This is a genomic window from Sphaerisporangium corydalis, assembly GCF_025506355.1.
Lineage (GTDB): Bacteria > Actinomycetota > Actinomycetes > Streptosporangiales > Streptosporangiaceae > Sphaerisporangium > Sphaerisporangium corydalis.
Genome location: NZ_JANZYP010000006.1, coordinates 148,564 through 171,805 on the forward strand (window position 1 = coordinate 148,564; position 23,242 = coordinate 171,805).

Sequence of the window (23,242 nt, forward strand, 5' to 3'; positions counted from 1 at the left end):
CTATGGACCCCCATTCCCGCCATGGAGCCCGTCCCCCTCACGAAACCCGCCCCCTTACGGTTCTGCTTCCGCGACGGACCCGCTGTTCACGGGCCTGCTCCCGTCACGGAACCCGTCCCCGTCGCGGATCCTGCTCCTGTTACGGACCCGCCGTCATGAACCCCTGCTTTCGCCGGGTCGGGGCTTCGCGTGGGCGGTACGGTGCGCGTCGTGGTGGTGGTTCGGGCTGTAGTCGCTGCGGCCGTGGTGCCCCGGATGTCCGTGTGGTGGCTGCTCAGGCCGGTGGCGTCCACCCGGTAGCCGCCGGGGGTGGCGACCACCAGTACGGCCGGTCCGCTCGGGCGCCCGCACTTGCGCTCGCAGCCGGCCCAGTGCACGGGGAGCGCCCCGGGGCCAGTTGGGGCGCCGTCGAGGGCGATCGAGCGGGCGGCGTCCGCCTGGACGTCGGCCAGGGACTTGGCGCACCCGGGGCGGCCGGCGCACGCGGTGACCCCCGTCCACGGGGAAGCGGGGTCGATGACCAGCCCGGCCCCGGCCAGCTCGGACGACCACCGCTCGCCGTCGGCGCGGGAAAGCCCGGGTACGACGGCCCCGCGCCCGGGGGTCAGCCGGATCTCGCCCGCCCCGGCCTCGGCCGCCGCCGCCAGGACGTCCGCCTGCGCGGCCGTGAGGCGTCCGAGCGGCGCCATGACCACGAGCACGTGTTGGACGAGGCCCGGTGAGAGGGGCGGCGGAGTCGCTGCGGGGCTTGGTCGCGCTTCCGTCAGCTTCGCTCCCAGAGAAGGGGAGGCGGTGATGAGGCGGGCGGCGACGCGGGCCGGGCCGTCGTCGAGTTCGGACAGGCGCCAGGCGGCCGGGTTCCGCTCCGCGCGTTCGGCCAGGAAGGCCGAGGCCGCCGCGATCATCGCCGCCACACCCCGCGACAGCGCGACACGCAGACCGACATCCTCACCCCCCAGAAGCAGCGCCACCTCCCCGTCGCCGCCAGCGATGGAAGGGCCAGGCGGCGTCACGTCCGTCGCGCGATCGGTGGGGGGGTGGAGTGGTGTCATGTCCCTTGCGCAGTCGGTGGTGGAAGGGGTTGGTGGTGTCACGTCCCTTGTGCAGCCTGCGGTGGTAGGGCTTGGCGGGGGCGCTGCCGCATTCCTCGCGCGGCCGGTGGTGGAGGGGGGCGGTGGGGGGAGGGGGAGGAGGGTGATGTCGGGGGTGTAGGGCGGCATGTCGCCTCGGCCGTCGTCGATGGCGAACAGGAAGCGGCCCGGGAGGTCGGCGAGTTCGGGGACGTCGCAGAGGGCCTCGTCCAGGTCGTGGACGAGGGACGCCACCTCGATCAGCCCATGCCCGTCCAGCCCGGCCATCGGCGAGGCCAGGATGTTGCGCACGCGCTCGTGGGACGCGGACGGCAGAAGCCCGGCGCCGGCCATCCGGGAGGCGAACGCGGTCGCCCCGCCGCCGTCCAGCCCGCGCACCTGCACGTTGGCGCGGGAGGTGAGTTCGATCACCCCGGACCCCAGAGACGCGGCGGCGGCACCCAGTTCGCGGAGCCGCGCGGCGGTCAGCAGTCCCCCCGGCACCCGGACGCGCGCCACGGCCCCGTCCGCGGCCGAATGCGTCTGCAACGCCCCCGGACACGCGTCACCCCGCTCCCGCCTGGAGGTCCCGGGCCGCTCCTGCCCCGGGTCTTCGGCCTGTTTCCGCTCTGGCGTCGTCCGTTCCGTCTGCCCGGAGGCGGGGGTGGGGTGGGTGGAAGAGGGTGAAAGGTCGCCAATGGCCACGAGCAGGATGTTAACCCCACTTCTCGCATTAAGTCGGACTCCGTGATCTGATGGGGTCGACGGCACAAGGAGGAAGCCGGTGTGAATCCGGCGCGGTCCCGCCACTGTCACCGGGGAGCGAACCCCACCCAAGGCCACGGTCCTGCGATGGACGGGAAGGCCGGGGTGAGCGTCGATCCGGAAGCCAGGAGACTCCACGCCGTGTGACCCATGACCCGGGGCGCGGACCCCGAGTGAGGATGTGCCGTGCGCCGTCTCCCCGTTCTGCTGCTGTCGACCTCCGACACCGACCTGCTCAGCGCCCGCGCGAGCGGTGCCGCGTACCGGCTCGGCAACCCCGCCCGCCTCGCGCCCGAGGACCTCACCCCCCTGCTGGACGGCGTCGAGCTCGTCGTGGTCCGGCTGCTGGGCGGGAGGCGCTTCTGGGAGGAGGGGCTGGACTTCCTGCTGCGAGGCCCCCGCCCGGTCGTCGTCCTCGGCGGCGAGCAGGCCCCGGACGCCGAGCTGATGGAGCTGTCCACCGTCCCGGGCGGCGTGGTCGCCGAGGCGCACGCCTACCTGTCCCACGGTGGTCCGGCGAACCTGGACGAGCTGTTCCGGTTCCTGTCCGACACCGTCCTGCTCACCGGGCACGGCTTCGCCCCGCCCGCACCGACCCCGTCCTGGGGCCTCCTGGACCGCACGACCGTGAACCGTACGACCACAGACCGCACGACCACAGACCGCACGACCGCGGACCGTGCGACCGCGGACCGTGCGACCGCGGACCGTGCGACCGCGGACCGTGCGACCGCGGACCGTGCGACCGCGGACCGCACCAACCTGGACCCCACGACCACCCCGGACCTCGCCACGACCCTGGACCGAACCGCCTCGGACCGCGCCCCCGAAGGCGGCGTGGGTAGGCCCGTGGTCGGGGTGCTCTACTACCGGGCGCATCATGTGGCGGGGAACACCGGTTTCGTCGAGGCGTTGTGTGCCGCGATCGAGGACGCCGGGGGCCGCGCGCTGCCCGTCTACTGCGCGTCGTTGCGGACCGCCGAGCCCGCCCTGCTCGACGCGCTCGGCACGGTGGACGCCCTGGTCGTGACGGTGCTCGCGGCCGGCGGCACCCGTCCCGCGACCGCGTCGGCGGGCGGGGACGACGAGGCGTGGGACGTGGGCGCGCTGGCCGGCCTCGACGTGCCCATCCTGCAAGGCTTGTGCCTGACCGGGGACCGCGAGACGTGGCTGGCGAGCGACGAAGGGCTGTCCCCGCTGGACGCCGCCTCCCAGGTGGCCATCCCGGAGTTCGACGGCCGCATCATCACCGTGCCGTTCTCCTTCAAGGAGGTCGACGAGGACGGCCTGACCGTCTACGTGGCCGACCCGGAACGCGCGGCCCGCGTCGCGGGCATCGCCGTGCGGCACGCCGCCCTGCGGCACGTCCCCGCACGGGACAAACGGATCGCCGTGATGCTGTCGGCCTACCCGACCAAGCACGCGCGCATCGGCAACGCGGTCGGCCTGGACACCCCCGCCAGCGTCGTCCGCATGCTGGCCGCCTTCCGCGCCGCCGGGTACGACATCGGGCCCGACGGCGAGGGCGGCCTCCCTGGTGTGGCCGAGCAGGACGGCGACGCGCTCGTCCACGCGCTCATCGCGGCCGGCGGCCAGGACCAGGACTGGCTCACCGAGGAGCAGCTCGCCGGCAACCCGGTGCGGATCTCCGCCGCGAGCTACCGCGCCTGGTACGCCACCCTCCCGGGGGATCTCCGCGCGCGGATGGAGCGCCACTGGGGCCCGCCGCCCGGCGAGCTGTTCGTGGACCGGTCGCATGACCCGGACGGGGAGATCGTCCTGGCGGCGCTGCGGTCCGGCAACGTGGTCGTGATGGTGCAGCCGCCGCGCGGGTTCGGCGAGAACCCCATCGCGATCTACCACGATCCCGACCTTCCGCCCAGCCATCACTACCTGGCCGCCTACCGGTGGCTCCAGGACGGGTTCGGCGCGCACGCGGTGGTGCACGTCGGCAAGCACGGCAACCTGGAGTGGCTGCCGGGTAAATCGGCTGGAATGTCCGCGTCCTGCGGGCCGGACGCGGCGCTCGGCGACCTGCCGCTGATCTACCCGTTCCTGGTGAACGACCCGGGGGAGGGCACGCAGGCCAAGCGCCGCGCCCACGCCACCCTCGTCGACCACCTGGTGCCCCCGATGGCCCGCGCCGACTCCTACGGCGACCTGGCGCGCCTGGAGCAGCTCCTGGACGAGCACGCCTCCATCGCCGCCATGGACCCGGCCAAGCTGCCCGCGATCCGGGCCCAGATCTGGACGCTCATCCAGGCGGCCAGGCTGGACCACGACCTCGGGCTCGCCGACCGGCCGCACGACGCCGAGTTCGACGACTTCCTGCTGCACGTCGACGGCTGGCTGTGCGAGGTCAAGGACGTGCAGATCCGGGACGGCCTGCACGTGCTCGGCCAGGCGCCCGAGGGGCGGGCCCGTGTGGACCTGGTGCTGGCGATGCTGCGCGCCCGGCAGATGTGGGCGGGGAACGAGGCCCTGCCGGGCATGCGCGAGGCGCTCGGCCTGGCCGAGGACGGCAGCGCGGGCCGCACGAGCACCGACGAGGCCGAGACGCTCGCGGCGGCGCTCGTCGAGGGCATGGAGGCCCGCGCCTGGGACCCCCGCGCCGCCCCCGAGGTCAGCGCCGCCGTACTCGGCCCACCGCCGGCCGACCACGCGGTGGGGACCGTGGCGGGCGAACGGGAAACCGGCCCGAGCGACCACGCGCCGGAGAGCGAGCCGAGCGGCGGCGGGGCCGGGGTGGCGCTGGTGGTGCGGATCCTGGAGTTCGCGGCCACCGAGATCGTGCCCCGGCTGGCCAGGACGACCGACGAGATGGCCATGGTGCTGCACGCCCTGGACGGCGGGTACGTGCCCGCCGGGCCCAGCGGTTCGCCGTTGCGCGGCCTGATCAACGTGCTCCCCACCGGCCGCAACTTCTACTCCGTCGACCCCAAGGCGGTGCCGAGCCGCCTGGCCTGGGAGACCGGCCAGGCGATGGCCGACTCGCTGCTCGCGCGCTACCGCGCCGACACCGGCGACTGGCCGCGTTCGGTGGGCCTGTCCATCTGGGGGACCAGCGCGATGCGCACCTCCGGCGACGACGTGGCCGAGGTGCTGGCGCTCCTCGGCGTCCGGCCGGTCTGGGACGAGGCGTCGCGGCGGGTCACCGGCCTCGCGCCCCTCCCGGCCGAGGAGCTCGGACGCCCCCGCGTGGACGTGACCGTCCGGATCAGCGGTTTCTTCCGTGACGCGTTCCCGCACGTGGTCGTCATGCTGGACGACGCGGTACGGCTGGTCGCCGGCCTCGACGAACCTGACGAGGTCAACTTCGTGCGGGCGCACGTGACGGCCGACCGCGCCGCGCACGGGGACGAGCGCCGCGCCACCACCCGGGTGTTCGGCTCCCGGCCTGGGGCGTACGGCGCCGGGCTGCTGCCGCTGATCGACAGCCGGAACTGGCGCGACGACGCCGACCTGGCCGAGGTGTACGCGGTATGGGGCGGTTTCGCGTACGGCAGGGACATGGACGGCACCCCCGCCCGCCAGGACATGGAGGCCGCCTACCGGCGCATCGCGGTGGCCGCCAAGAACATCGACACCCGCGAGCACGACATCGCCGACTCCGACGACTACTTCCAGTACCACGGTGGCATGATCGCCACCGTGCGCGCCCTGACCGGGAAGGCGCCGGCCGCCTACATCGGCGACAGCACCCGGCCCGACGCGGTCCGCACCCGCACCCTGTCGGAGGAGACGGCGCGGATCTTCCGCGCCCGGGTGGTGAACCCGCGCTGGGTGGCGGCGATGCGCCGGCACGGGTACAAGGGGGCGTTCGAGCTGGCGGCGACCGTCGACTACCTGTTCGGGTACGACGCCACCACCGGGGTGGTGGCCGACTGGATGTACGACACGCTCACCGCGACCTACGTCCTGGACCCGGAGAACCAGCGGTTCCTCGCCGAGTCCAACCCGTGGGCCCTGCACGGCATGGCCGAGCGGCTGCTGGAGGCGGCGGGGCGCGGCATGTGGGAGCACCCGGACCCCGACATCCTGCGCGACCTGCAGGAGGTCTACCTCAAGGTCGAGGGCGACATCGAGGGCGGCGCGACCGACCCGTCCTGAACGCGACCGGCCCGTCCTGAGTGGGAACGGCCCTTCGCCGGCGGTGCGGACCCGCCTGACCTGGGCGATCCCTCCTGGACAGGCGGCCCCTTCTGAGCGGCGCGGCCCGGATCAGGGTAGGGATCCCTGCGCCGGGCCCGCCGCCCGCGCGGGGACCGGGCGGGGCGGGCCGGCGCTGGGGGGAACATGACGACGACACCGATCGCCGACTACGCGCTGCTGTCCGACCGGCACTCGGCCGCCCTGGTGTCCAAGGACGGGTCGGTCGACTGGATGTGCATGCCCCGGTTCGACAGCCCGTCGGTGTTCGCCGGGCTCCTGGACGACGACGCGGGCTCGTGGTCCATGCGCCCGAGCGGCCCGTTCGCCGTCACGCGGCGGTACGTGGACGCGACGATGGTGCTGGAGACGACGTTCGAGGCCGAGCACGGCACGCTCGTGCTGACCGACGCGCTGGTGATCGGCGACGACCCCGACGTGCACCGCCTCGGGGTGGGCGCCCCCCACGTGCTCGCCCGGTCCGCCGCCTGCGTGCGCGGGTCGGTGGAGCTGGAGGTCCGGTACGGGCCGAGGCCGGAGTACGGGCTGGTCGTCCCGCTGCTCTGCGCGGAGCAAGGCGGCGTACGGGCCAGGGGCGGGCCGGACCGGCTCGCGCTGTCGGCCCCGGTGGAGATGACCATCGCCGGGCAGCGCGCGAGGGCGACGGTGCCGATGCGGGAGGGGACGACGCTGCGGTTCGCGATGCACTGGAACAGCGCGAGCGACCCGGCGCCGTACCTCTGGGACGACGCCGAGATCGCCGCCGGCCTGGAGACGACGGTGAAGGGGTGGCAGGCCTGGTCGGACGCCCACCAGCGGTACACCGGGCCGTACCGCGAGATGGTGAGCCGCTCAGGGCGGGTGCTGCAGGCGCTGAGCTTCCAGCCCACCGGCGCCATCGTGGCCGCGCCGACCACCTCGCTGCCGGAGACCGCCGGCGGGGAGCGCAACTGGGACTACCGCTACGCCTGGGTCCGTGACGCGAGCTTCACCATGAACGCCCTGTGGGTGGCGGCGTGCCCCGACGAGGCCGACGACTTCCTCGCCTGCATGACGACCGCCGCCGCGACCTACGAGCCGGAGCGGGCCCTGCAGATCGTCTTCGGCATCGGCTGCGAGCACGACCTCACCGAGCGCGAGCTGACGCACCTGCGCGGATGGCGCGGCAGCGCCCCCGTCCGGGTCGGGAACGACGCGTGGCGGCAACCTCAGGTGGACGTGTACGGCGAGCTGCTGGACGCCGTGCACCTCCTGGCCGGCCAGCTCGGCGCGTTCGAGCCGCAGGTCCGCACGTTCCTGGTCGCCCTCGCCGACGCGGCCGTCACCCAGTGGCGCGACCCCGACCACGGTATCTGGGAGATCCGGGGCCGCCGCCGGCACTACCTGTATTCCAAGGTGATGTGCTGGGTGGCGGTCGACCGGGCCATCTCCCTGGCGGACCGCCTGGACGCCGGGCACCGCGTCGGCGGCTGGCGCGCCGCGCGGGAGGAGATCCGCGAGACGATCCTGCGCGAGGGCTGGAACGAGGAGGCCGGCGCCTACACCCAGGCGTTCGGGTCGCCCGACCTGGACGCGTCCGCGCTGATGATGCCCATCGTCGGGTTCCTGCCCGCCACCGACCCCCGGATGCTCGCCACCATCGAGGCCGTCGGCACCCGCCTGGCCGGCCAGGACGGCCTGGTGTACCGCTACCGGACCGGCGACGGGTTCGCCGGGGAGGAGGGGGCGTTCCTGCTGTGCACGTTCTGGCTCGCCCACGCGCTGGCGCTGGCCGGACGGACGGCGCAAGCGCGGGAGGTGTTCGAGCGGGCGGCGGCGTTCGCCAACGACCTCGGCCTGCTGTCGGAGGAGGTGTGCCCGCGCACCCACGAGCTGCTCGGCAACTTCCCGCAGGCCTTCAGCCATATCGGGCTGGTCAACGCCGCCTGGGCGATCGCCGTCGCCGAGGAACCCGGCGGCCCGGATCCGGCCTGCTGATCCCGATCGAGCACCAGGTTGACGGCCGATTCCGAAAGATCCCCACGGGCGCGGTGATCAAGCGCGAAGATGTCCGCATGATGCGCCGGGAGACTCCGTGGGGCACGTGGGCACCAGCCGCGATCGCGGAGGTCGCCGCGCTCTTCTCCCCCCTGCCGGTCCGATGGTGGGTCGCCGGGGGATACGCCATCGAGCTGGCCGCCGGGCGCTCGTTCCGCGAGCACTGGGACATCGACCTGCTGCTGCTCCGCCGCGACCAGCTCGCCGCGCAGCGGGCGATGCCGCACTGGGAGTGGTGGGCGGCCGACCCGCCGGGGGTGCTCCGCCCCTGGGCGCCGGACGAGATCCTGCCCGGCACCGTGCACGACATCTGGTGCCGTCCCGGTCCCGCCGAGCCCTGGCGGATCCAGGTGATGCTCGACGAGTCCGACGGCGACGAGTGGGTGTCGCGGCGCGACCCCCGGGTCCGGCGCCCCGTCGACCTGCTGGGGCTGGTCTCGCCGGACGGCATCCCCTACCTGGCCCCCGAGGTGCAGCTCTTCTACAAGGCCAAGCGGCCCCGCGCCAAGGATGAGCAGGACTTCGCCGAGATCCTTCCGTCCCTCGGCGAGGAGCGGCGCGCCTGGCTGGCGGGCGTCATCGGCCAGGTGTACGGCGACCACCCGTGGACGGCCCGCCTCGAAGAGTCCCCGGCGGGGTGAGCGCCCGTAGTGGCCGTCCCCCGTGCTCACGGGGTCAGCTGCGCAGGGAGACCGTCCTGGTGCCCGCGTAGGTGGTGTGGGAGGTGACCGACGAGGGGGTGCGCAGGCCGGGATTGGCGAGGAACAGGTTCCTGACCAGGGAGAACGGCCCGCCGTCGCTTTCGGCCTCCGCGACCGAGTCCAGCAGCTTGAGCTCGGAGTCGTGCAGGTCCTTGTGGAACCGCTCGGCGAGGTCCCAGCCGTCCCACGGCAGCACCTCGACCTTGTTCAGCGCCGCCAGGTCGCGTACGACGTTGCTCTGCACGAAGTCCATCCCGGACAGGCCGATGGTCGACACCCCGTACGTCGCCGGGTCGGCGCCCTCGGACCGGCAGGCCCGCCAGGCCTTGCCCGCGACCAGGAAGCCGTCCCTGGGCACGTCCATCGGGTCGAAGGAGATCTTGAACGCCTCCATCAGCTCCGGCGCGGGAAGCTGCGCGTCGACCAGCGTCCAGCCCTTCTCGGCGTGCCAGTACTCGGCGACCCAGTGGTCCTCGTTGAGCCCGGTGAGGAAGTACGCGGCGAAGCCGCACCGGATCCGGGCGGGGGTGCCGGTGCTCCGCAGCAGGGAGCACAGCAGGAGGGCGAAGTCACGGCAGGTCCCGGCGAACCGCTTGGCGGGCGGCCGGGCGACGGTGAGGGGCGTGTCGTTCCGCTCGGTGATGATGCTCAGGATGGCCGAGACGTACCGCGTCTCCGCTTCGTTCTTCCGGTTGTCCGGGAGGGTGAAGCCGAAGAGCGAGGTCTCTTCGCGATGAATGAGTAGGTTTCGTACTATTAGGGCAAGCTCGGCCGGATCTGATGGAATGCCATCCAGCCTGCTGAGATCTCCGGGGTCGCTGAAAACGCTGTGAGCGAGATAGAAGGCCCGCTCCTCCGCCTCGAGCGCGTGATGTGCGTCGGCCATCGTTGCCTTCCCTCGCTCGTGTGCCGGAACCGCGCGGCCTTAGCTTGACGGGAATTAATAGGCGATGTCCACAACATCGTCGGTAAATTCAGCAATTTCTGATCATGGCAGCTCAAGTCCCGCGGCCATCATCCGCCTCCGAGGCCCCGCCGCGACGGCCCGCCGGGTCGCTCAGTGCCGGTGCGGCGGCGGGGGCACCGGCCCCTCGCTCCGGTGCGTGGGACCGTGCGGGTCCGCGCAGTGCGGGTCGGCGCGGCCGATCGTGAGGAGCTCGGGCGTCGCGTGGTCGACCTGCAGGGTGGTGTGGCCGATGCCGTACTCGTCGTGGACCAGGCGCTCGGCGGCGACCCGGACCGCGTGGCAGTCGGCGCCCGGCATGACCAGGATGTGCGCGGACAGCGCGGCGTACCCGGAGGTGACCTCCCAGATGTGCAGGTCGTGCACCTCCACGACGTGATCGAGCGCGGCGGTCCTCCTGCCGATCTCGGCGGGGTTCATGCCCGCGGGGGCGGCCTCCATGAACACCCGCCCGGAGTCGCGGACCAGGCCCCAGCCCGCCTTGAGCATCAGCGCGGCGACCACCAGGGCCGCGATCGCGTCGGCCCGGCTCCAGCCGGTCAGCCAGATCACCAGCCCGGCGATCGTGGTGGCGACGAAGGCGTAGAGGTCGTTGAGTATGTGCTGGAAGGCGCCCTCGACGTTGAGGCTGGTGCGGTTCGCCCTGCTGAGCAGCCAGGTCGCGGCCACGTTGACGGCGATGCCGGCCAGTCCGGTGGCGACGACGAAGGCCCCCTCCACGGCGGGCGGCGCGACCAGCCGGTCGATGCCCGCGTAGATGAAGTAGGCGCTCAGCAGGAGAAGGGTGATGCCGTTGATCTGCGCGGAGATGATCTCGGCGCGCTTGAGGCCGTAGGTGAAGCCGCCCTGCGGGGGGCGCTGGGCGACGCGCATCGCGACCAGCGCGAAGACGATGGCGATGGCGTCGGTCAGCATGTGGCCCGCGTCGGAGATCAGCGCCAGGGAGCTCGCCAGGAGGCCGATGACCACCTCGACGGCCATGAAGCCCACGATCAGCGCGAGCGCGCCGGTCAGGTAGCGGCGGTCGGCCTCGGCGGTCACGGCGTGGCCGTGGCCGTGCCCGTGGCCCCGCTCCTGGACGGTCCGGTCATCCATCGCCGAGTTCTCCCTCTGTGTGTCTGGCGTGCGTGATGGCCAGGTCGAAGAGCATGCGGACGTGGGAGTCGGCGAGCTGGTAGTAGGCCATCCGCCCGGACCGGCGCACCTTGACCACCCGGCGCATGCGGAGGAGCCTCAGGGCGTGCGAGGTGCCCGACATGCTCTGGCCGGTCGCCGCGGCGAGATCGCACACGCACATCTCCCCGCCCTCCAGCAGCGCCGCCATCATCCGCAGCCGGCCGGGGTCGGCGAGCAGGCCGAAGACCTGGGCGAGGTCCTGCACCGTGTCCTCGGAGGGCAGGGTCCGCCGGACCGACGCCACCCGCTCGGCGTCCACGATCGGTACAGAGCACGCGTCCGGGTCGATGACCACCACACTTGAACGATCCTTCATATATTGAAGTGTACGAACCAGGGTGCCCCGCTGTCGACACCGTGCCGTCCCCGCGGTCGGCACGGCACGACCCGGACCGGCGCGGGCGCGCGGAACCACGAGCGCTCCGGGACCGCGCGCCCCCCGAGACGTCACAGAGGCGTGAAGGCTCCGCTCTCCGGCCGGTAGTTCGACACGACGCCGGTGTCCACCTCGTAGAACCAGCCGTGCAGGCGCAGCCGCCCGGACGCCAGCCGCCGGGCCACCCGGGGGTAGCGGCGCAGCTTGTCGAGCTGGGCGACCAGATGGGCGCGCTCCGGCTCCCCGGACCCGGCCGGCGCCTCCCGCCAGCGGTGGGTCTGCAGCAGCCACCACCGCGTGGTCGGGGCCGAGCGCAGCGTCCACGAGCGGACCCGGCCCTGGACGGCGCCGCAGCGGGTGTGGCCGCACACGATCAGGTCGCACACGCCGAGGACGTTGACGGCGTACTCGATCGTCGCGGCCTCGGTGGTGAGCCGGCCGAGGCGGTAGGGCGGGATGACGTTGCCCGCCGTGCGCAGCTCGAACAGCTCCCCGGGACGGGCTCCGGTGATCAGCGAGGGGATCACCTGGGCGTCGGAGCAGGTGATGAACATGGCCTGCGGTGAGACGCCCTCGTTGAGGGTGGCCGCCTGTTCTCGGCCTCCGCTGACCCTTTCGTGGAACGTGCGGGCATGGTCGATCAACGACTGCATGGGAGTGGACTCCTTCGTGCTGATGGCGGGCTTGGCGGACCGGCCGGGCACGAACGCGCGCCCGGCTCCCGCGTGAGGCGCGGGAGGCGGGCGCCATCAGCAGCGGATGACCGGGAGCCGGGGCCCCGCGGGCCGCGTCCATCGCACGGGGGACACGCCTGACACCAGCGGCCGCGCCGGGCCGGCCGCCCGCCCGGCGGCACGGGTGCGCTGGGAGGGGTGGCCGTGGCGTGAGGGCGGCGGCGGGGGCTTGGCCCAGCCGGTGGCGCTGGGCTGTTCTTCCGGCTCCGGGCAGCCGTCGTGGTCGGCCTGCTGGGAAGCCGCCAGCGGCCCCGGACCCGGCGGCAGGCCGAGGTGGCCGTACGGGACGGCGATGCCATGGAAGAGCAACACGGCGGCGGCCGCGGACACGAAGGCGCGGACGGCCGCCCGCGCCTGGGATCGTCGCTCCGTCAACGCATCGCTCCACTACCCGTAGCATGCAGTCGACTACTTATAGTAGTCGAAGGGGTCGTGTTCCGTACATGGACCCTCGGTATAGGCCCTGGTCACGCGCGCGGGCCGGGAGATCGGCGGCGCGAGGGCCTTTTCGGGGCAGGCCGCCACCTCTGATCACGACACGGGCATCTGCGGGCCATGCCATGTTGTGCCCCCCGTCACGAGGCGTGCCTAACGTGGCGGGCATGAAGAGAACCATGATCGGGCTGGGCGCCGTCGTGCTGGCGCTGGGCCTGGCCGCGCCGGCCCTCGCCGACGACGGCCCAGGCACGAGCACCACCGGCACCACCGGCCTCTCCGGAGGCCAGAGCGACAAGGGCGGCCACGGCCACGGCCACGACGGCGGGTTCGGCCGGGCCACCCTGACCGCGTTCGCCTCCCTGCCCGCCGAGACGTTCGTCCCGGGCAGCGAGCCGTCCGGCGCCCTGCTCGGCACGGCCCCCGTCAACGGCATCACCCCGCCCTTCGCCGGCCAGCCCGTGCAGGGCTTCAGCGGCATCGCCCGCCGGCACGACGGCACCTTCGACGTGCTGTCCGACAACGGGTACGGCAACAAGGCCAACAGCGGCGACTTCCTGCTCAGGATCCAGCGGATCAAGCCCGACTTCCGGGCCGGCACCGAGAAGGTGGTCGGGGGCGTCGGGCTCGCCGACCCGGACGGCAAGGTCCCCTTCCCGCTCACCCGGCCCGACCGCAAGCTCACCGGCGCCGACTTCGACGTGGAGTCGATCGTCAGGAACCCCGACGGGACGTACTGGATCGGCGACGAGTTCGGCCCGTTCCTGCTGCACTTCTCCCCGTCGGGCACGCTCCTCGAAGCGCCGATCGCCCTTCCCGGCGTCCAGGCCCCGGAGAACCCCGCACTGAACGGGGGGCAGCCGAACCTCGCGAGCAGCAAGGGCTTCGAGGGCATGGCCCGCGCGGTCGACGGCCGCAAGCTCTACCCGCTCCTCGAAGGAACCGTCGCGGGCGACCCGGCGGGCACCCTGCGGATCAACGAGTTCGACCCGCGACGCGACGCCTACACCGGCCGGCGGTGGACCTACCAGCTCGAGGCCCCCGGCGACTCGATCGGCGACATGATCGCGGTCGACCGTGACCGCTTCCTGGTCATCGAGCGGGACAACGAGCAGGGCGACGCGGCGAAGCTGAAGCGCGTCTACCTCATCGACCTGCGCGACCGCGACCGCGACGGCAAGGCCGACAAGACGCTGGTCGCCGACCTCCTCGACCTGGCCAACCCCCGGGGCGTCGGCGGTTTCGGGACGACCTTCCGCTTCCCGTTCCAGACCATCGAGGACGTCGTCATCCTGGACGACTCGACGCTCGGCCTGCTGAACGACAACAACTTCCCGTTCTCCTCCGGCCGCACGCCGGGCAAGGCCGACGACAACGAGTTCATCACCGTACGGCTGTCGCGTTCCCTGGGCGCCGACCCCCGCGCCTACCGCTGAGGTCCCGGACGGGCCGCCCCCGCCGGCGCGCCGGCCGGCGGGGGCGGCGTCCAGGCGTCCAGGCTGCCGGCGCGGCGGCCCGGACGGTTTCAGCGGTCCGGGTGGTCCGGCGGCCCAGGTGGACGGGCGTCGAAGTGGTCGGCCGAGGTGGTCAGCCGGTCGCGGAAGGGCTGGGGGCCGTGGCGGTGACCCGGGTCCACTCGACGCGGCACCCGGCCGAGTTGCCGTGCGCCGTCCCCGTCACCCAGTGCGTGACCTGGGGGTTCTCCCGGCTGTCCTGCACCACCCAGGTCGCCCCGGTGTCGGCCCCGTCGCGGTGCAGGCGGGCGGCCCCGGCGCTGTCGACGGTGACCTTCCAGGTCGACAGGGCCGGCGCCGTGGCCGAGGAGTAGACCTTCTCCCACACCGCCGACCCCTTCCGCATGGTCCACACGCCGCTCTTCTGGACCGCGAGCATCAGCCGCGCGTGCCCGTTGGCGACCTTGGCGCCCAGGCTCACCCCCGCGCCCGTCGCGGGGTCCAGCGCGCTGTCGTCGTCCACCCGGCCCCGGAACTCCAGCGTGAAGTCACAGCCCTTGGTGACGTCCAGCCCGATGGACGCGCTCGACGCCCGCGCGCCGGTGCTGCGGAGTCGCAGGGCGCCGCCCGCCACCTCGGCCGTGCCTCCCGCGCCATCGAGCGTCCAGTCGCCGAACGCGTCCCAGGTGCTGCTCGCGACGTCGTCGACCACCTCGACCAGGTCCACCAGCGCCTCGGCGGGCGCGGCGGCGGTGCCCGAGCACCACACGGAGACCTGAGGCGCCTCACCGGAGGCGGCGACGACCCAGCGCGCCCCGGTCTCGGCCTCGTCCTGGTAGAGGGCGGCGTTCCCCCGGGCGTCGACGACGACCCGCCACGTGTGCGGGCCCGGGCCCGCGTCCGTCTCGTGTACGCGGCTCCACCCCGGGACGCCCTGGACGAACGAGTACACGCCGTCGGGGCGCGGGGTGAGCATCAGCCGCATGGACCCGGTGGCGACCTTCAGCGCCGGCCCGGCGCCCGCCCCGGTGACCGGGTCCAGCGGGCCCGAGGAGATCACCTCCGCCCTGAGCGTCGCCGCGAACCCGGCCGAGGGCCCGTACCGCTGGGTGACGCCGGTGAAGCCCGCCGGGACGTCGTTGCGCAGGTGGAGGCGGCCGGAGGCGACCTCGGCGGTGCCGCCGCCGGACGTCACCGTCCACCCGGACAGGTCCTCCCACCCGGGGCCGACCCCGGTGAACGCCCGCGACACGTCGAGCCGCGCCACCTTGATGGCCGTCTGGTTGTGCTCCCAGGTGACGAAGAAGCGGCCAGGCTCGTACTCGTCCGCGCTCGCGTACACGTCCCAGCCCCGGGCCGCGCCCGTGGTCAGCCGGGCGCCGTCGGCGAACAGGCGGCCGGGGCCCCACGGCGCGTGCGGCCGCTTGACCTTGTAGCACAGGACCTCGCGGTACTGGTCGGGCTTGCTCTCGGCGGTCCCGGTGAACGGGCCGGCGAGGGTGTTGTAGATGGTCAGGTACTGGGCGTTGGCGTCCCTGACGAACAGTCCCTTGACGTAGTAGTTCGGGATGTCGGGGTCCAGGGCCATCGGTGACCAGGTCAGGCCGCCGTCGGTGCTGGTGGCGGTCGCGGCGTGGGCGGCGTGCGCGCGGTAGTGGGCGTCCCGTGCGGCGGGCGTGGTGCCGCCCCGCAGGTCCAGGGCGCGCGTCACCATCAGCAGCGTGCCCGGCCGGTCGTGCGAGACGACGACCTGCGGCTCCTCTATGCCGACCCCGGGCGGGTTCGCGGCCAGGGCCCCCGGCGTCCAGGTCACCAGGTCGGCCGACCGGAGCACGCCCGCCCGCGTCGTCCCCCCTGCCGCCTGCCAGAAGGGGATCAGCCAGGTGCCCTCGTACCGCAGCGGCCTGCCCGCCAGGACCACTCCCCGGCTGTTGGCGGGCACCTGGACGGTGATCGGGAAGTCGGCCCACGTCCGCCCGCCGTCGGTGCTCCTGCGGGCCACCATCGCCACCGGGAAGCCGTCCACGTCGCCCTGCGCGTCCCGGTCCTGCGCGATCGTGATCCGCCCGAGGAACGCGTACAGGGTGCCGCGGTCGTTCAGGAAGATCACGTAGTGCCAGCGGAAGGCCGGGGTCGCCGCGGCCAGGGTGCCCGTCGCCCAGGTGGCGCCCCCGTCGCCCGAGCGGGCGTACAGGATCGAGCCCTGGTCGGTCGGCGTCCGGTCCCGGGCGTCGGCGGCCCCCGCGCGCCAGCCGACCACCAGGCGGCCGGCGCCGAGCGCGACGATGTCGGGCACCCGGTTCCCCTCGTGCGCCAGCTCGCCACGGCCGTCGGCCGCGACGGCCCGGTAGACCGTGACCGGCTCACCGACCGCCGTCCCCACGACATCCACATCCGGCCAGGAACGCCCGGCACCACGACCGGACGACGCGCTCGAACTCATGACCCCCACCGAACACGACCCCCACCCCCAAGACCCCCGATTCCACCCCCCTTTCACCCGCCGTTCACACTTACGCCCGACCCCCGCCCACCCTCTCCTCGGTGCGGGCCGATGAAAGGGAGGGTGTTTTACATTTGTGCTATTCGCGGCTGAAATGGGGAAATGCATGGCGCAATGGGTAGGCGGCACCCCATTTCGGCTTTCCTATCGCCGGAATGGGGTGCCGCCCTGGTCGTATCCCTCGGGTGGGGCGTTATGGGCTCGTGCAGGTTGGTGACGGGGTGCCGGCGGTGCCTGAGGCGACGTAGCCGAATGTGGTCGTGCCGCTGCCGGCGAGACTGCCGTTGTAGTTGGCGTTCTTGACCGTGAAGGACGATCCGCTCACCGTGTAGGTGCCGTTCCACAGGCTGTTGATGGTGGTGCCGCTCGGCAGGGTCCAGTTGACCGTCCAGCCGCTGATCGCGGCGGTGCCGTTGTTCTTCACGGTCACCTCGGCCTGGTAGCCGCCCGACCAGACGCTGGTGGTCTTGAAGGTGGCCGAGCACGCGCCGGGGGTGCCGTTGCCGCCGGTCGGGGTCGGGGTCGGGGTGGGCGTCGGGGTGGGGCCGCTGCCCGGGCCGACGCCGGTGACCTGGCCGTTGCCGCCGTCGAAGACGACGTCCGAGCAGCCGTAGAAGGTCTCCTGGCTGTCGGAGCGCTGCCACACCGAGTAGATGATGTGCCGCCCGCTCTTGCCGGAGGGCAGCGTGGCGTTCCAGTAGTAGTAGGAGTCGGCGTTACCGGGCGAGCCGACGCTCGGCGGGTCGGGCGCGGTGTAGAACGGGGTGCTCTCCAGGTCGCTCCAGGCCAGCGAGCGGGTCGGGCTCCAGCTGTCCTTGGTGATGTAGGTGCGGAACGAGCCGGGGTGGGCGGCCCACTTGTTGTACTTGAACTGGATGTTGCCGCCGGAGGTCAGGTGGGTCACCGGCCAGTCGTTGCGGGCGAGGTCATAGCCGTTGAAGTCGTACACCACCGCCCCGCCGCTGCACAGCTTGCCGTCCGGGATGAAGCCGCTCATGCGGCCCGCGCCGTCCGAACGCAGCACCGCGAACCAGTTGTACAGCGAGTTCGGGCCGCTCTGCGCCACCGCCGCCGCGCACGCCGGGTTGTTGGGCTGGATGTTCCCCGAGGTGGAAAGGCCGTCCTTCCAGCAGAGGTACGTACGGCTGCCGGGGGTCATCATCGCGCCGTGCGCCGATGCCTGGCCCGGCAACAGCGCGACCAGGAGGAGGGTCGCGATGGCGGTCGCAAGGCCGGTGAGCGTGATCTTTCGTCGCTTTCGCATGGAACACCTTTCGAGGGTCACGACATAGGCCCCCGGCGCGCGCCGAGAACGTCCACGGCGGCGGCGGGCCCGGCACGGTCGAGCACGGCACGGGCATCGCGCACGTCAAGGAGTCGCTGGGGACCTGGTGAGAAGACCGGTCGTCGCCGGTGGGCGGACAGCCGCCGGCCGGCGACCGGGGATGCGAAAGCGCTCACGCGGTACGAACTCTAGGTCGCCGTACCCCGGGTGGGAATCGGCCCTTCGCCGGGGGAACGGGCCCCGCCGGCCTGTGGAGCCTTCGTCGCAGCTCACCCCCATGATCGGCGCCAGGCCGCCCGGGGCGCCGGATGAAACGGCGTGAAACTACCGCTTCGACGCCCCGCCGGGAATCGGCCAGGATGGGGGAGTGGACGTACGCCCTGTCACTTTCGCGGCCCTGGTCGAGGAGCTCGCCGAACGCATCGCCGCCGCGCCCGGGGACGCGTGGGTGCGGGTCGCCCTGGACGGCGCGCCCGCGGCCGGGCCCGGCGAGCTGGCCGACGCGCTAGTGGGTCCGCTTCGGGTGCGGGGGCGCGAGGTCATGCGCGTCTCGGCGGCCGACTTCCTGCGCCCGGCGTCGCTCCGCTTCGAGCACGGCCGCACCGACCCCGACGCGTTCCATGACGACTGGCTGGACTACGGGGCGCTGTCGCGCGAGGTGCTCGACCGGCTGGAGCCCGGCGGCCCCGGCAAGGTCCTGCCCACCCTGTGGGACGCCACCCGCGACCGCGCCACCCGCGCCGCGTACGTGACCGTGCCCAAGGGGGCGGTGCTGCTCATGGACGGGGCGCTGCTGCTCGGCCGCTGGCTGCCTTTCGACGTGACCGTCCACCTGTGGATGTCCCCCAACGCCCTGGCGCGGCGCACCGCCGAGGACCAGCGCTGGACGCTGCCCGCGTACGCGCGGTACGAGGAGGAGGCGGGCCCGCTGGACACCGCCGACGTGGTGGTCCGCGTCGACGACCCCCGGCATCCGGCGGTGGCCGAGAGGTGAGGGCCGGCGGTGGCCGAGAAGTGGTACCGCCTCGTAATGATCTCCCTGAGCCGGGTTCGCCCGCCGTGCGGGCGGGGTTGCCGTCGCCCGGGGCCGGGCATACAGGGGACCTGAAGGCTGTTTGACCTGGTATAACCTGCTTCCGATGAGACGTGGGGACGTCGAGATGTGCGGAATCTGTGGGTGGGTGGACTTCGAGCACGATCTTCGGGAGTCACGGGACACCCTGCTGGACATGGCCGAGACCATGGCCTGCCGGGGGCCCGACGACGAGGGGTCGTGGATCTCCGAGCACGGCGCGCTGGGCCACCGGCGGCTCGCGATCATCGACATCGAGGGCGGCCGGCAGCCCATGATCGCCGAAGAGGACGGTGAGGTGTCCGCCGTCCTCACCTACAGCGGCGAGGTGTACAACTTCCGCGAGCTGCGCACCGAGCTGTCCGGGCGCGGCCACCGGTTCCGCACCCGCAGCGACACCGAGGTCGTCCTGCGGGCCTACCTCGAATGGGGCGCCGACCTCGGCACCCACCTCAACGGCATGTACGCCTTCGGGATCTGGGACGCCCGCAGGCAGGAGCTGGTGCTGGTCCGCGACCGGCTCGGCATCAAGCCCCTTTACTACTACCCGACCCGCGCCGGCGTGCTGTTCGGCTCCGAGCCCAAGGCCATCCTCGCCAACCCGCTCGCGCAGCCCTGCGTCGACTCCGAAGGGCTGCGCGAGCTGCTCGGGTTCGTCAAGACCCCGGAATGCGCGATCTACCACGGGATGTACGAAGTGCGCCCGGGCGGTGTCGTCACGGTGAGCCGCCACGCGCTGGCGAAGAACCGCTACTGGCGGCTGGAGGCGCGCGAGCACACCGACGACCTGCCGACCACCATCGGCACCGTCCGGGGGCTGCTGGAGGACATCGTCGAACGCCAGCTCATCTCCGACGTCCCGCTGTGCACGCTGCTGTCCGGGGGCTTGGACTCCAGCGCGGTCACCGCGCTCGCCGCCAAGGCCCTGCGGCGGCACGGCCAGGGCAAGCTCCGCTCGTTCTCCGTCGACTTCGTCGGCTACGCCGAGAACTTCAGCCCCGACGACATGCGCGACGCCCCCGACACCCCCTTCGTCCACGACCTGGCCCGGCACCTGGAACCGCTCGGGGTCGAGCACGCCGACATCATGCTGGACTCCGGCGACCTGATGAACGCGGCCGTCCGGGCCGCCGTCCTGCGGTCCCGCGACATGCCGACCGGCATCGGCGACATGGACACCTCGCTCTACCTGCTGTTCAAGGCGATCAGGGCCCATTCCACGGTCGCGCTGTCCGGCGAGTCCGCCGACGAGGTCTTCGGCGGCTACCGCTGGTTCCACGACCCGGTGGCGGTCAACGGCGGCACCTTCCCGTGGCTGGCCCACCATGGCAACCTGCGGTTCACCGCCCTGGAGGAGCTCCTCCACGAGGACCTGGCGCGCAAGCTCGACGTCCCCGGGTACCGCGACCAGCGCTACCGCCAGGCCCTCGACGAGGTGCCGCGCCTGCCCGGGGAGGACGGGCTCCAGGAACGCATGCGGGAGATCAGCTACCTGCACCTGACCCGGTTCGTCCAGATCCTGCTCGACCGCAAGGACCGCATGAGCATGGCCGTCGGCCTGGAGGTCCGCGTGCCGTTCTGCGACCACCGGCTGGTCGAGTACGTCTTCAACGCGCCGTGGGCGATGAAGACCTTCGACGGGCGGGAGAAGAGCCTGCTCAGGGCGGCCGCGGCGGACCTGCTGCCCAAGTCCATCCTGGAGCGGACCAAGAGCCCCTACCCCTCGACGCAGGACCCCGCCTACGAGAAGGCCCTGCGGGAGGCGACCGTCCGGCTGCTGGACGCGGCCCCGGTCGCCGCCGAGTCGCTGGTGGACCTGGCCAAGGTCCGGGCCATGCTCGACCTGCCCCAGGGCACCGCCGCCGGGCACGACGTCCGCCCCGCCCTGGAGGGCTTCCTGCAGTTCAACGCCTGGCTGGAGCGCTACAAGGTGCGCGTCAGCCTGTGACCCGGGCCGGCCGGCGGGGTGGTGGACCCATCGGCCCGCCCGCCGGCCAGGCTCAGGCGACCGAGCAGGAGGAGCGCCGCCTCGGCGGGGGAGCCGGGTTCGGCGCTGTACATGAGCACGCGGCGGCCGGGCTCGTCCGGCAGGTGCAGGGCCTCGAACTGCAGGTCCAGGACGCCGACCTCCGGGTGCCTGAAATGCTTGGTGCCGGTCGTGCAGTCGCGCACGGGATGCCGCGACCACAGGGCGCCGAACTCGGGGCTCTTCATCGACAGCTCGCCGATCAGCTCGGCGAGCTCCCTGTCGTCGGCGGACCGCCCCGCCATCAGCCGCAGTGAGGCCACGGCCCGCGCCGCCTCCTCGTCCCAGTGGCGGTACAGGTCGCGGGTGTGCGGGTCGAGGAAGAGCATCCGGGTGAGGTTCGGCCGGTCGGCGGGACGGTCGGGGGCGTCGCGGTCGTGGTGCCCGGCCAGCAGGACGTGCCCGAGGGCGTTCCAGGCGAGGACCTCGTTGCGCCGCCCGAGGACGACCGCCGGCACCGGGCCCAGCGCGTCGATGAGCTGCCGGGTGCCCTTGCGCGCCATGTCCGGCCGGGACGGCCTGCGGCGCCTGGCCGGGCGCGGGCGGGCCAGGTCGTGCAGGTGGGCGCGCTCGTCCTCGTCCAGCGCCAGCGCGCGGGCCACGGCGTCCAGGACCGCCTCCGAGGCGTTTCCGCTCTGCCCCTGCTCCAGGCGGGTGTAGTACGTGGGGCTCACGCCGGCGAGCTGGGCCAGCTCCTCGCGCCGCAGGCCCGGCACGCGGCGGGCGCCGAACGACCGCACGCCGACGTCGTCCGGCTTGATCCTGGCCCTGCGGTTGCGCAGGAAGTCCGCGAGTTCGGTGTTGGCCGGCATGCGCCCATCATGCGCCCTCTCCCGGTTCCGTGCCTGTCCCCGCCAGTGGTAGGCAGCCCCCGCCTGCCCCACGCAGGCTCCTGGCTGCTCGCGGCCCTCGCTCCCAGACTCGGACCACCACCGGCCCGCGTCCCAGGAGGTCCCCATGCCGTCCACCCTCGAACCCCCGCCCCGCGCCACCCACCCGCCGGACCCGAACGTGCCGGCGAGCGCCGGTGCGGACGGCGTCCGGAGGATGGACCGGCGGCAGCGGGTGACGCTGATCCTGCTGCTGAGCGCGAGTTTCACGCTCGCCGTGGACTTCTCGATCCTGAACGTGGCGCTGCCCGCCATCGGCGCCGACGTGGGGTTCTCCATCGAGAACCTGCAGTGGGTCGCCACCGCGTTCGCGCTCTGCGCGGCGGGGTTCACGCTGCTGTTCGGGCGGGTCGCCGACCTGTTCGGCCGCCGCCGGGTCTTCCTGGCGGGCATCGCGACGCTCGGCCTGGCGTCCCTGGCGGGCGGGCTCGCGGGCTCGCCCGAGGTGCTCCTGGCCGCACGCGTGGCGCAGGGCCTCGCCACGGCGGCCGTGACCCCGGCCGCGCTGTCCCTGCTCACCACCTCCTTCCCCGAGGGCCCCCTCAGGGCCAGGGCGCTCGGGTTGAACGGGGCGCTGATGGCCGCCGGGTTCACCACCGGGGCGATCCTCGGTGGCGTGCTGACCGACCTGCTGAGCTGGCGGTGGGCGTTCTTCGTGAACGTCCCGGTCGCGGCCCTGGTCACCACCGTCGCGCCCGCCGTGCTCAGGGAGAGCCGCCCCGACCGGCGGCCCAGGCTGGACCTTCCCGGCGCGCTCACCGTCACCCTCGGCCTGCTCACCGCCGTCTACGGGTTCACCACCGCGGGGGAGAAGGGCTGGGGCGACCCGGTGGCCCTGCTGTCGCTGGCCGCCTCGGCCGTCCTGCTCGCCGCTTTCTGGATCGTTGAGGGGAGGGTCGGCGCGCCGCTGGTCCCGGTGACCGTCCTGCGGCGGCGGGCCGTCGCCTGGGGGAACGTGGCCGGGCTGCTGGCGTTCCTCACGGAGACCTCGCTGGTCTTCCTGCTGACCCTCTACCTGCAGAAGGTGCTCGGATACCCGCCGCTGGCGGCCGGTCTGGCGTTCGCGGTGCTGGGCGCGGGGACCGTGGCCGGCGGGATCATCGGCCCGAGGGTGATCGGCGCGGTCGGCGGCAGGAGGGCGATCGTCGCGGGCCTGCTGGTCCAGGGGGTCGCGACCGGCTCGCTCGCGCTGCTCGGGCCGGAGAGCGGCTGGATCGCGCTCCTGCTGGTCATGTCGTTCGCCGGCGGGGTGGCCAATCTGGTGGCCATCGTCGGGTTCATGGTCACCGCGACCTCGGGGCTGCCCGACCACGAGCAGGGCCTGGCGACCGGGCTGGCCACCATGAGCCAGCAGGTGGGCATCACCATGGGCATCCCGGTGATGAGCGCGATCGTGACCGCTCGCGTGCACGCGGCGGGCACCGCGAGCGCGCCGGCCGTGCTGTCGGGGGTCGGCACGGCGATCCTGGTGAACGCGGCGCTGTGCCTGGTCACCGCCGCCCTGGCCGCGATCTTCCTCGGCCGGGACCACCCGAGCTGACACCCCCGGCCGGACGTCCCGCATGGCCGATACGACCCCGGGCGGTCGATCACATGACTCGTACG

General features: G+C 73.1%; 16 protein-coding genes and 1 riboswitch. Of the genes, 7 read left to right on the forward strand and 9 right to left on the reverse strand.

Going from position 1 to position 23,242, the window contains the following annotated elements:
- Nucleotides 1–86: 86 nt before the first annotated feature.
- On the reverse strand, nucleotides 87–1,589 hold the full coding sequence (locus NYZ98_RS06810) for a precorrin-3B synthase (protein ID WP_262841683.1): 1,503 nt from the start codon (nucleotides 1,587–1,589) through the stop codon (nucleotides 87–89).
- Between the two features lie 210 nt (nucleotides 1,590–1,799).
- Nucleotides 1,800–1,990, forward strand: a riboswitch (cobalamin riboswitch).
- A 292-nt stretch (nucleotides 1,991–2,282) separates the two neighbouring features.
- Between NYZ98_RS06810 and cobN the strand changes: the two genes are divergently transcribed.
- From cobN to NYZ98_RS06825, 3 genes are all read left to right on the forward strand, one after another.
- Nucleotides 2,283–5,945, forward strand: coding sequence for a cobaltochelatase subunit CobN (cobN, locus tag NYZ98_RS06815; protein WP_380706392.1), 3,663 nt, complete (start codon nucleotides 2,283–2,285; stop codon nucleotides 5,943–5,945).
- A 186-nt stretch (nucleotides 5,946–6,131) separates the two neighbouring features.
- Complete coding sequence (locus tag NYZ98_RS06820; protein WP_262841685.1) at nucleotides 6,132–7,961, forward strand: glycoside hydrolase family 15 protein; 1,830 nt, start codon at nucleotides 6,132–6,134, stop codon at nucleotides 7,959–7,961.
- A gap of 77 nt (nucleotides 7,962–8,038) precedes the next feature.
- A complete protein-coding gene (locus NYZ98_RS06825; protein WP_262841686.1) occupies nucleotides 8,039–8,662 on the forward strand; it encodes a nucleotidyltransferase domain-containing protein in 624 nt (207 codons plus the stop codon).
- Between the two features lie 34 nt (nucleotides 8,663–8,696).
- Here the strand turns inward: NYZ98_RS06825 and NYZ98_RS06830 are convergent, their stop codons facing one another.
- From NYZ98_RS06830 to NYZ98_RS06850, 5 genes are all read right to left on the reverse strand, one after another.
- On the reverse strand, nucleotides 8,697–9,608 hold the full coding sequence (locus NYZ98_RS06830) for a transglutaminase-like domain-containing protein (RefSeq protein WP_262841687.1): 912 nt from the start codon (nucleotides 9,606–9,608) through the stop codon (nucleotides 8,697–8,699).
- 171 nt (nucleotides 9,609–9,779) lie between these two features.
- Nucleotides 9,780–10,781 (reverse strand): cation diffusion facilitator family transporter, encoded by a 1,002-nt coding sequence (locus tag NYZ98_RS06835; RefSeq protein WP_262841688.1) that lies wholly within the window; start codon nucleotides 10,779–10,781, stop codon nucleotides 9,780–9,782.
- On the reverse strand, nucleotides 10,774–11,178 hold the full coding sequence (locus NYZ98_RS06840; protein WP_262841689.1) for an ArsR/SmtB family transcription factor: 405 nt from the start codon (nucleotides 11,176–11,178) through the stop codon (nucleotides 10,774–10,776). Before NYZ98_RS06840 ends, NYZ98_RS06835 begins: the two co-directional genes overlap by 8 nt.
- Nucleotides 11,179–11,309: 131 nt before the next feature.
- Nucleotides 11,310–11,891, reverse strand: coding sequence for a carbonic anhydrase (locus tag NYZ98_RS06845; RefSeq protein ID WP_262841690.1), 582 nt, complete (start codon nucleotides 11,889–11,891; stop codon nucleotides 11,310–11,312).
- Nucleotides 11,892–11,987: 96 nt separating this feature from the next.
- Nucleotides 11,988–12,347 carry a hypothetical protein gene (locus tag NYZ98_RS06850; RefSeq protein ID WP_262841691.1) on the reverse strand — a complete coding sequence of 120 codons (360 nt, stop codon included), beginning with the start codon at nucleotides 12,345–12,347 and terminating at the stop codon, nucleotides 11,988–11,990.
- A 227-nt stretch (nucleotides 12,348–12,574) separates the two neighbouring features.
- Between NYZ98_RS06850 and NYZ98_RS06855 the strand changes: the two genes are divergently transcribed.
- Nucleotides 12,575–13,843 (forward strand): esterase-like activity of phytase family protein, encoded by a 1,269-nt coding sequence (locus NYZ98_RS06855; protein WP_262841692.1) that lies wholly within the window; start codon nucleotides 12,575–12,577, stop codon nucleotides 13,841–13,843.
- Nucleotides 13,844–13,994: 151 nt separating this feature from the next.
- Here the strand turns inward: NYZ98_RS06855 and NYZ98_RS06860 are convergent, their stop codons facing one another.
- Nucleotides 13,995–16,244 (reverse strand): sialidase family protein, encoded by a 2,250-nt coding sequence (locus NYZ98_RS06860; RefSeq protein WP_262841693.1) that lies wholly within the window; start codon nucleotides 16,242–16,244, stop codon nucleotides 13,995–13,997.
- 313 nt (nucleotides 16,245–16,557) lie between these two features.
- A complete protein-coding gene (locus NYZ98_RS06865; protein WP_262841694.1) occupies nucleotides 16,558–17,628 on the reverse strand; it encodes a lytic polysaccharide monooxygenase auxiliary activity family 9 protein in 1,071 nt (356 codons plus the stop codon).
- A gap of 388 nt (nucleotides 17,629–18,016) precedes the next feature.
- Between NYZ98_RS06865 and NYZ98_RS06870 the strand changes: the two genes are divergently transcribed.
- Nucleotides 18,017–18,643: a nucleoside/nucleotide kinase family protein gene (locus NYZ98_RS06870; protein WP_262841695.1), complete on the forward strand. Its 627-nt coding sequence runs from the start codon at nucleotides 18,017–18,019 to the stop codon at nucleotides 18,641–18,643.
- Nucleotides 18,644–18,788: 145 nt separating this feature from the next.
- Nucleotides 18,789–20,669: an asparagine synthase (glutamine-hydrolyzing) gene (gene asnB / locus NYZ98_RS06875; protein WP_316249537.1), complete on the forward strand. Its 1,881-nt coding sequence runs from the start codon at nucleotides 18,789–18,791 to the stop codon at nucleotides 20,667–20,669.
- On the opposite strand, the gene NYZ98_RS06880 is transcribed toward asnB, so the two are convergent.
- Nucleotides 20,645–21,559, reverse strand: a complete 915-nt coding sequence (locus NYZ98_RS06880; RefSeq protein ID WP_262841696.1) for a helix-turn-helix transcriptional regulator — start codon at nucleotides 21,557–21,559, stop codon at nucleotides 20,645–20,647. The two genes, asnB and NYZ98_RS06880, sit on opposite strands and share 25 nt — an antisense overlap.
- 145 nt (nucleotides 21,560–21,704) lie before the next feature.
- Between NYZ98_RS06880 and NYZ98_RS06885 the strand changes: the two genes are divergently transcribed.
- A complete protein-coding gene (locus NYZ98_RS06885; RefSeq protein WP_262841697.1) occupies nucleotides 21,705–23,177 on the forward strand; it encodes an MFS transporter in 1,473 nt (490 codons plus the stop codon).
- The last annotated feature ends 65 nt before the right edge of the window (nucleotides 23,178–23,242 follow it).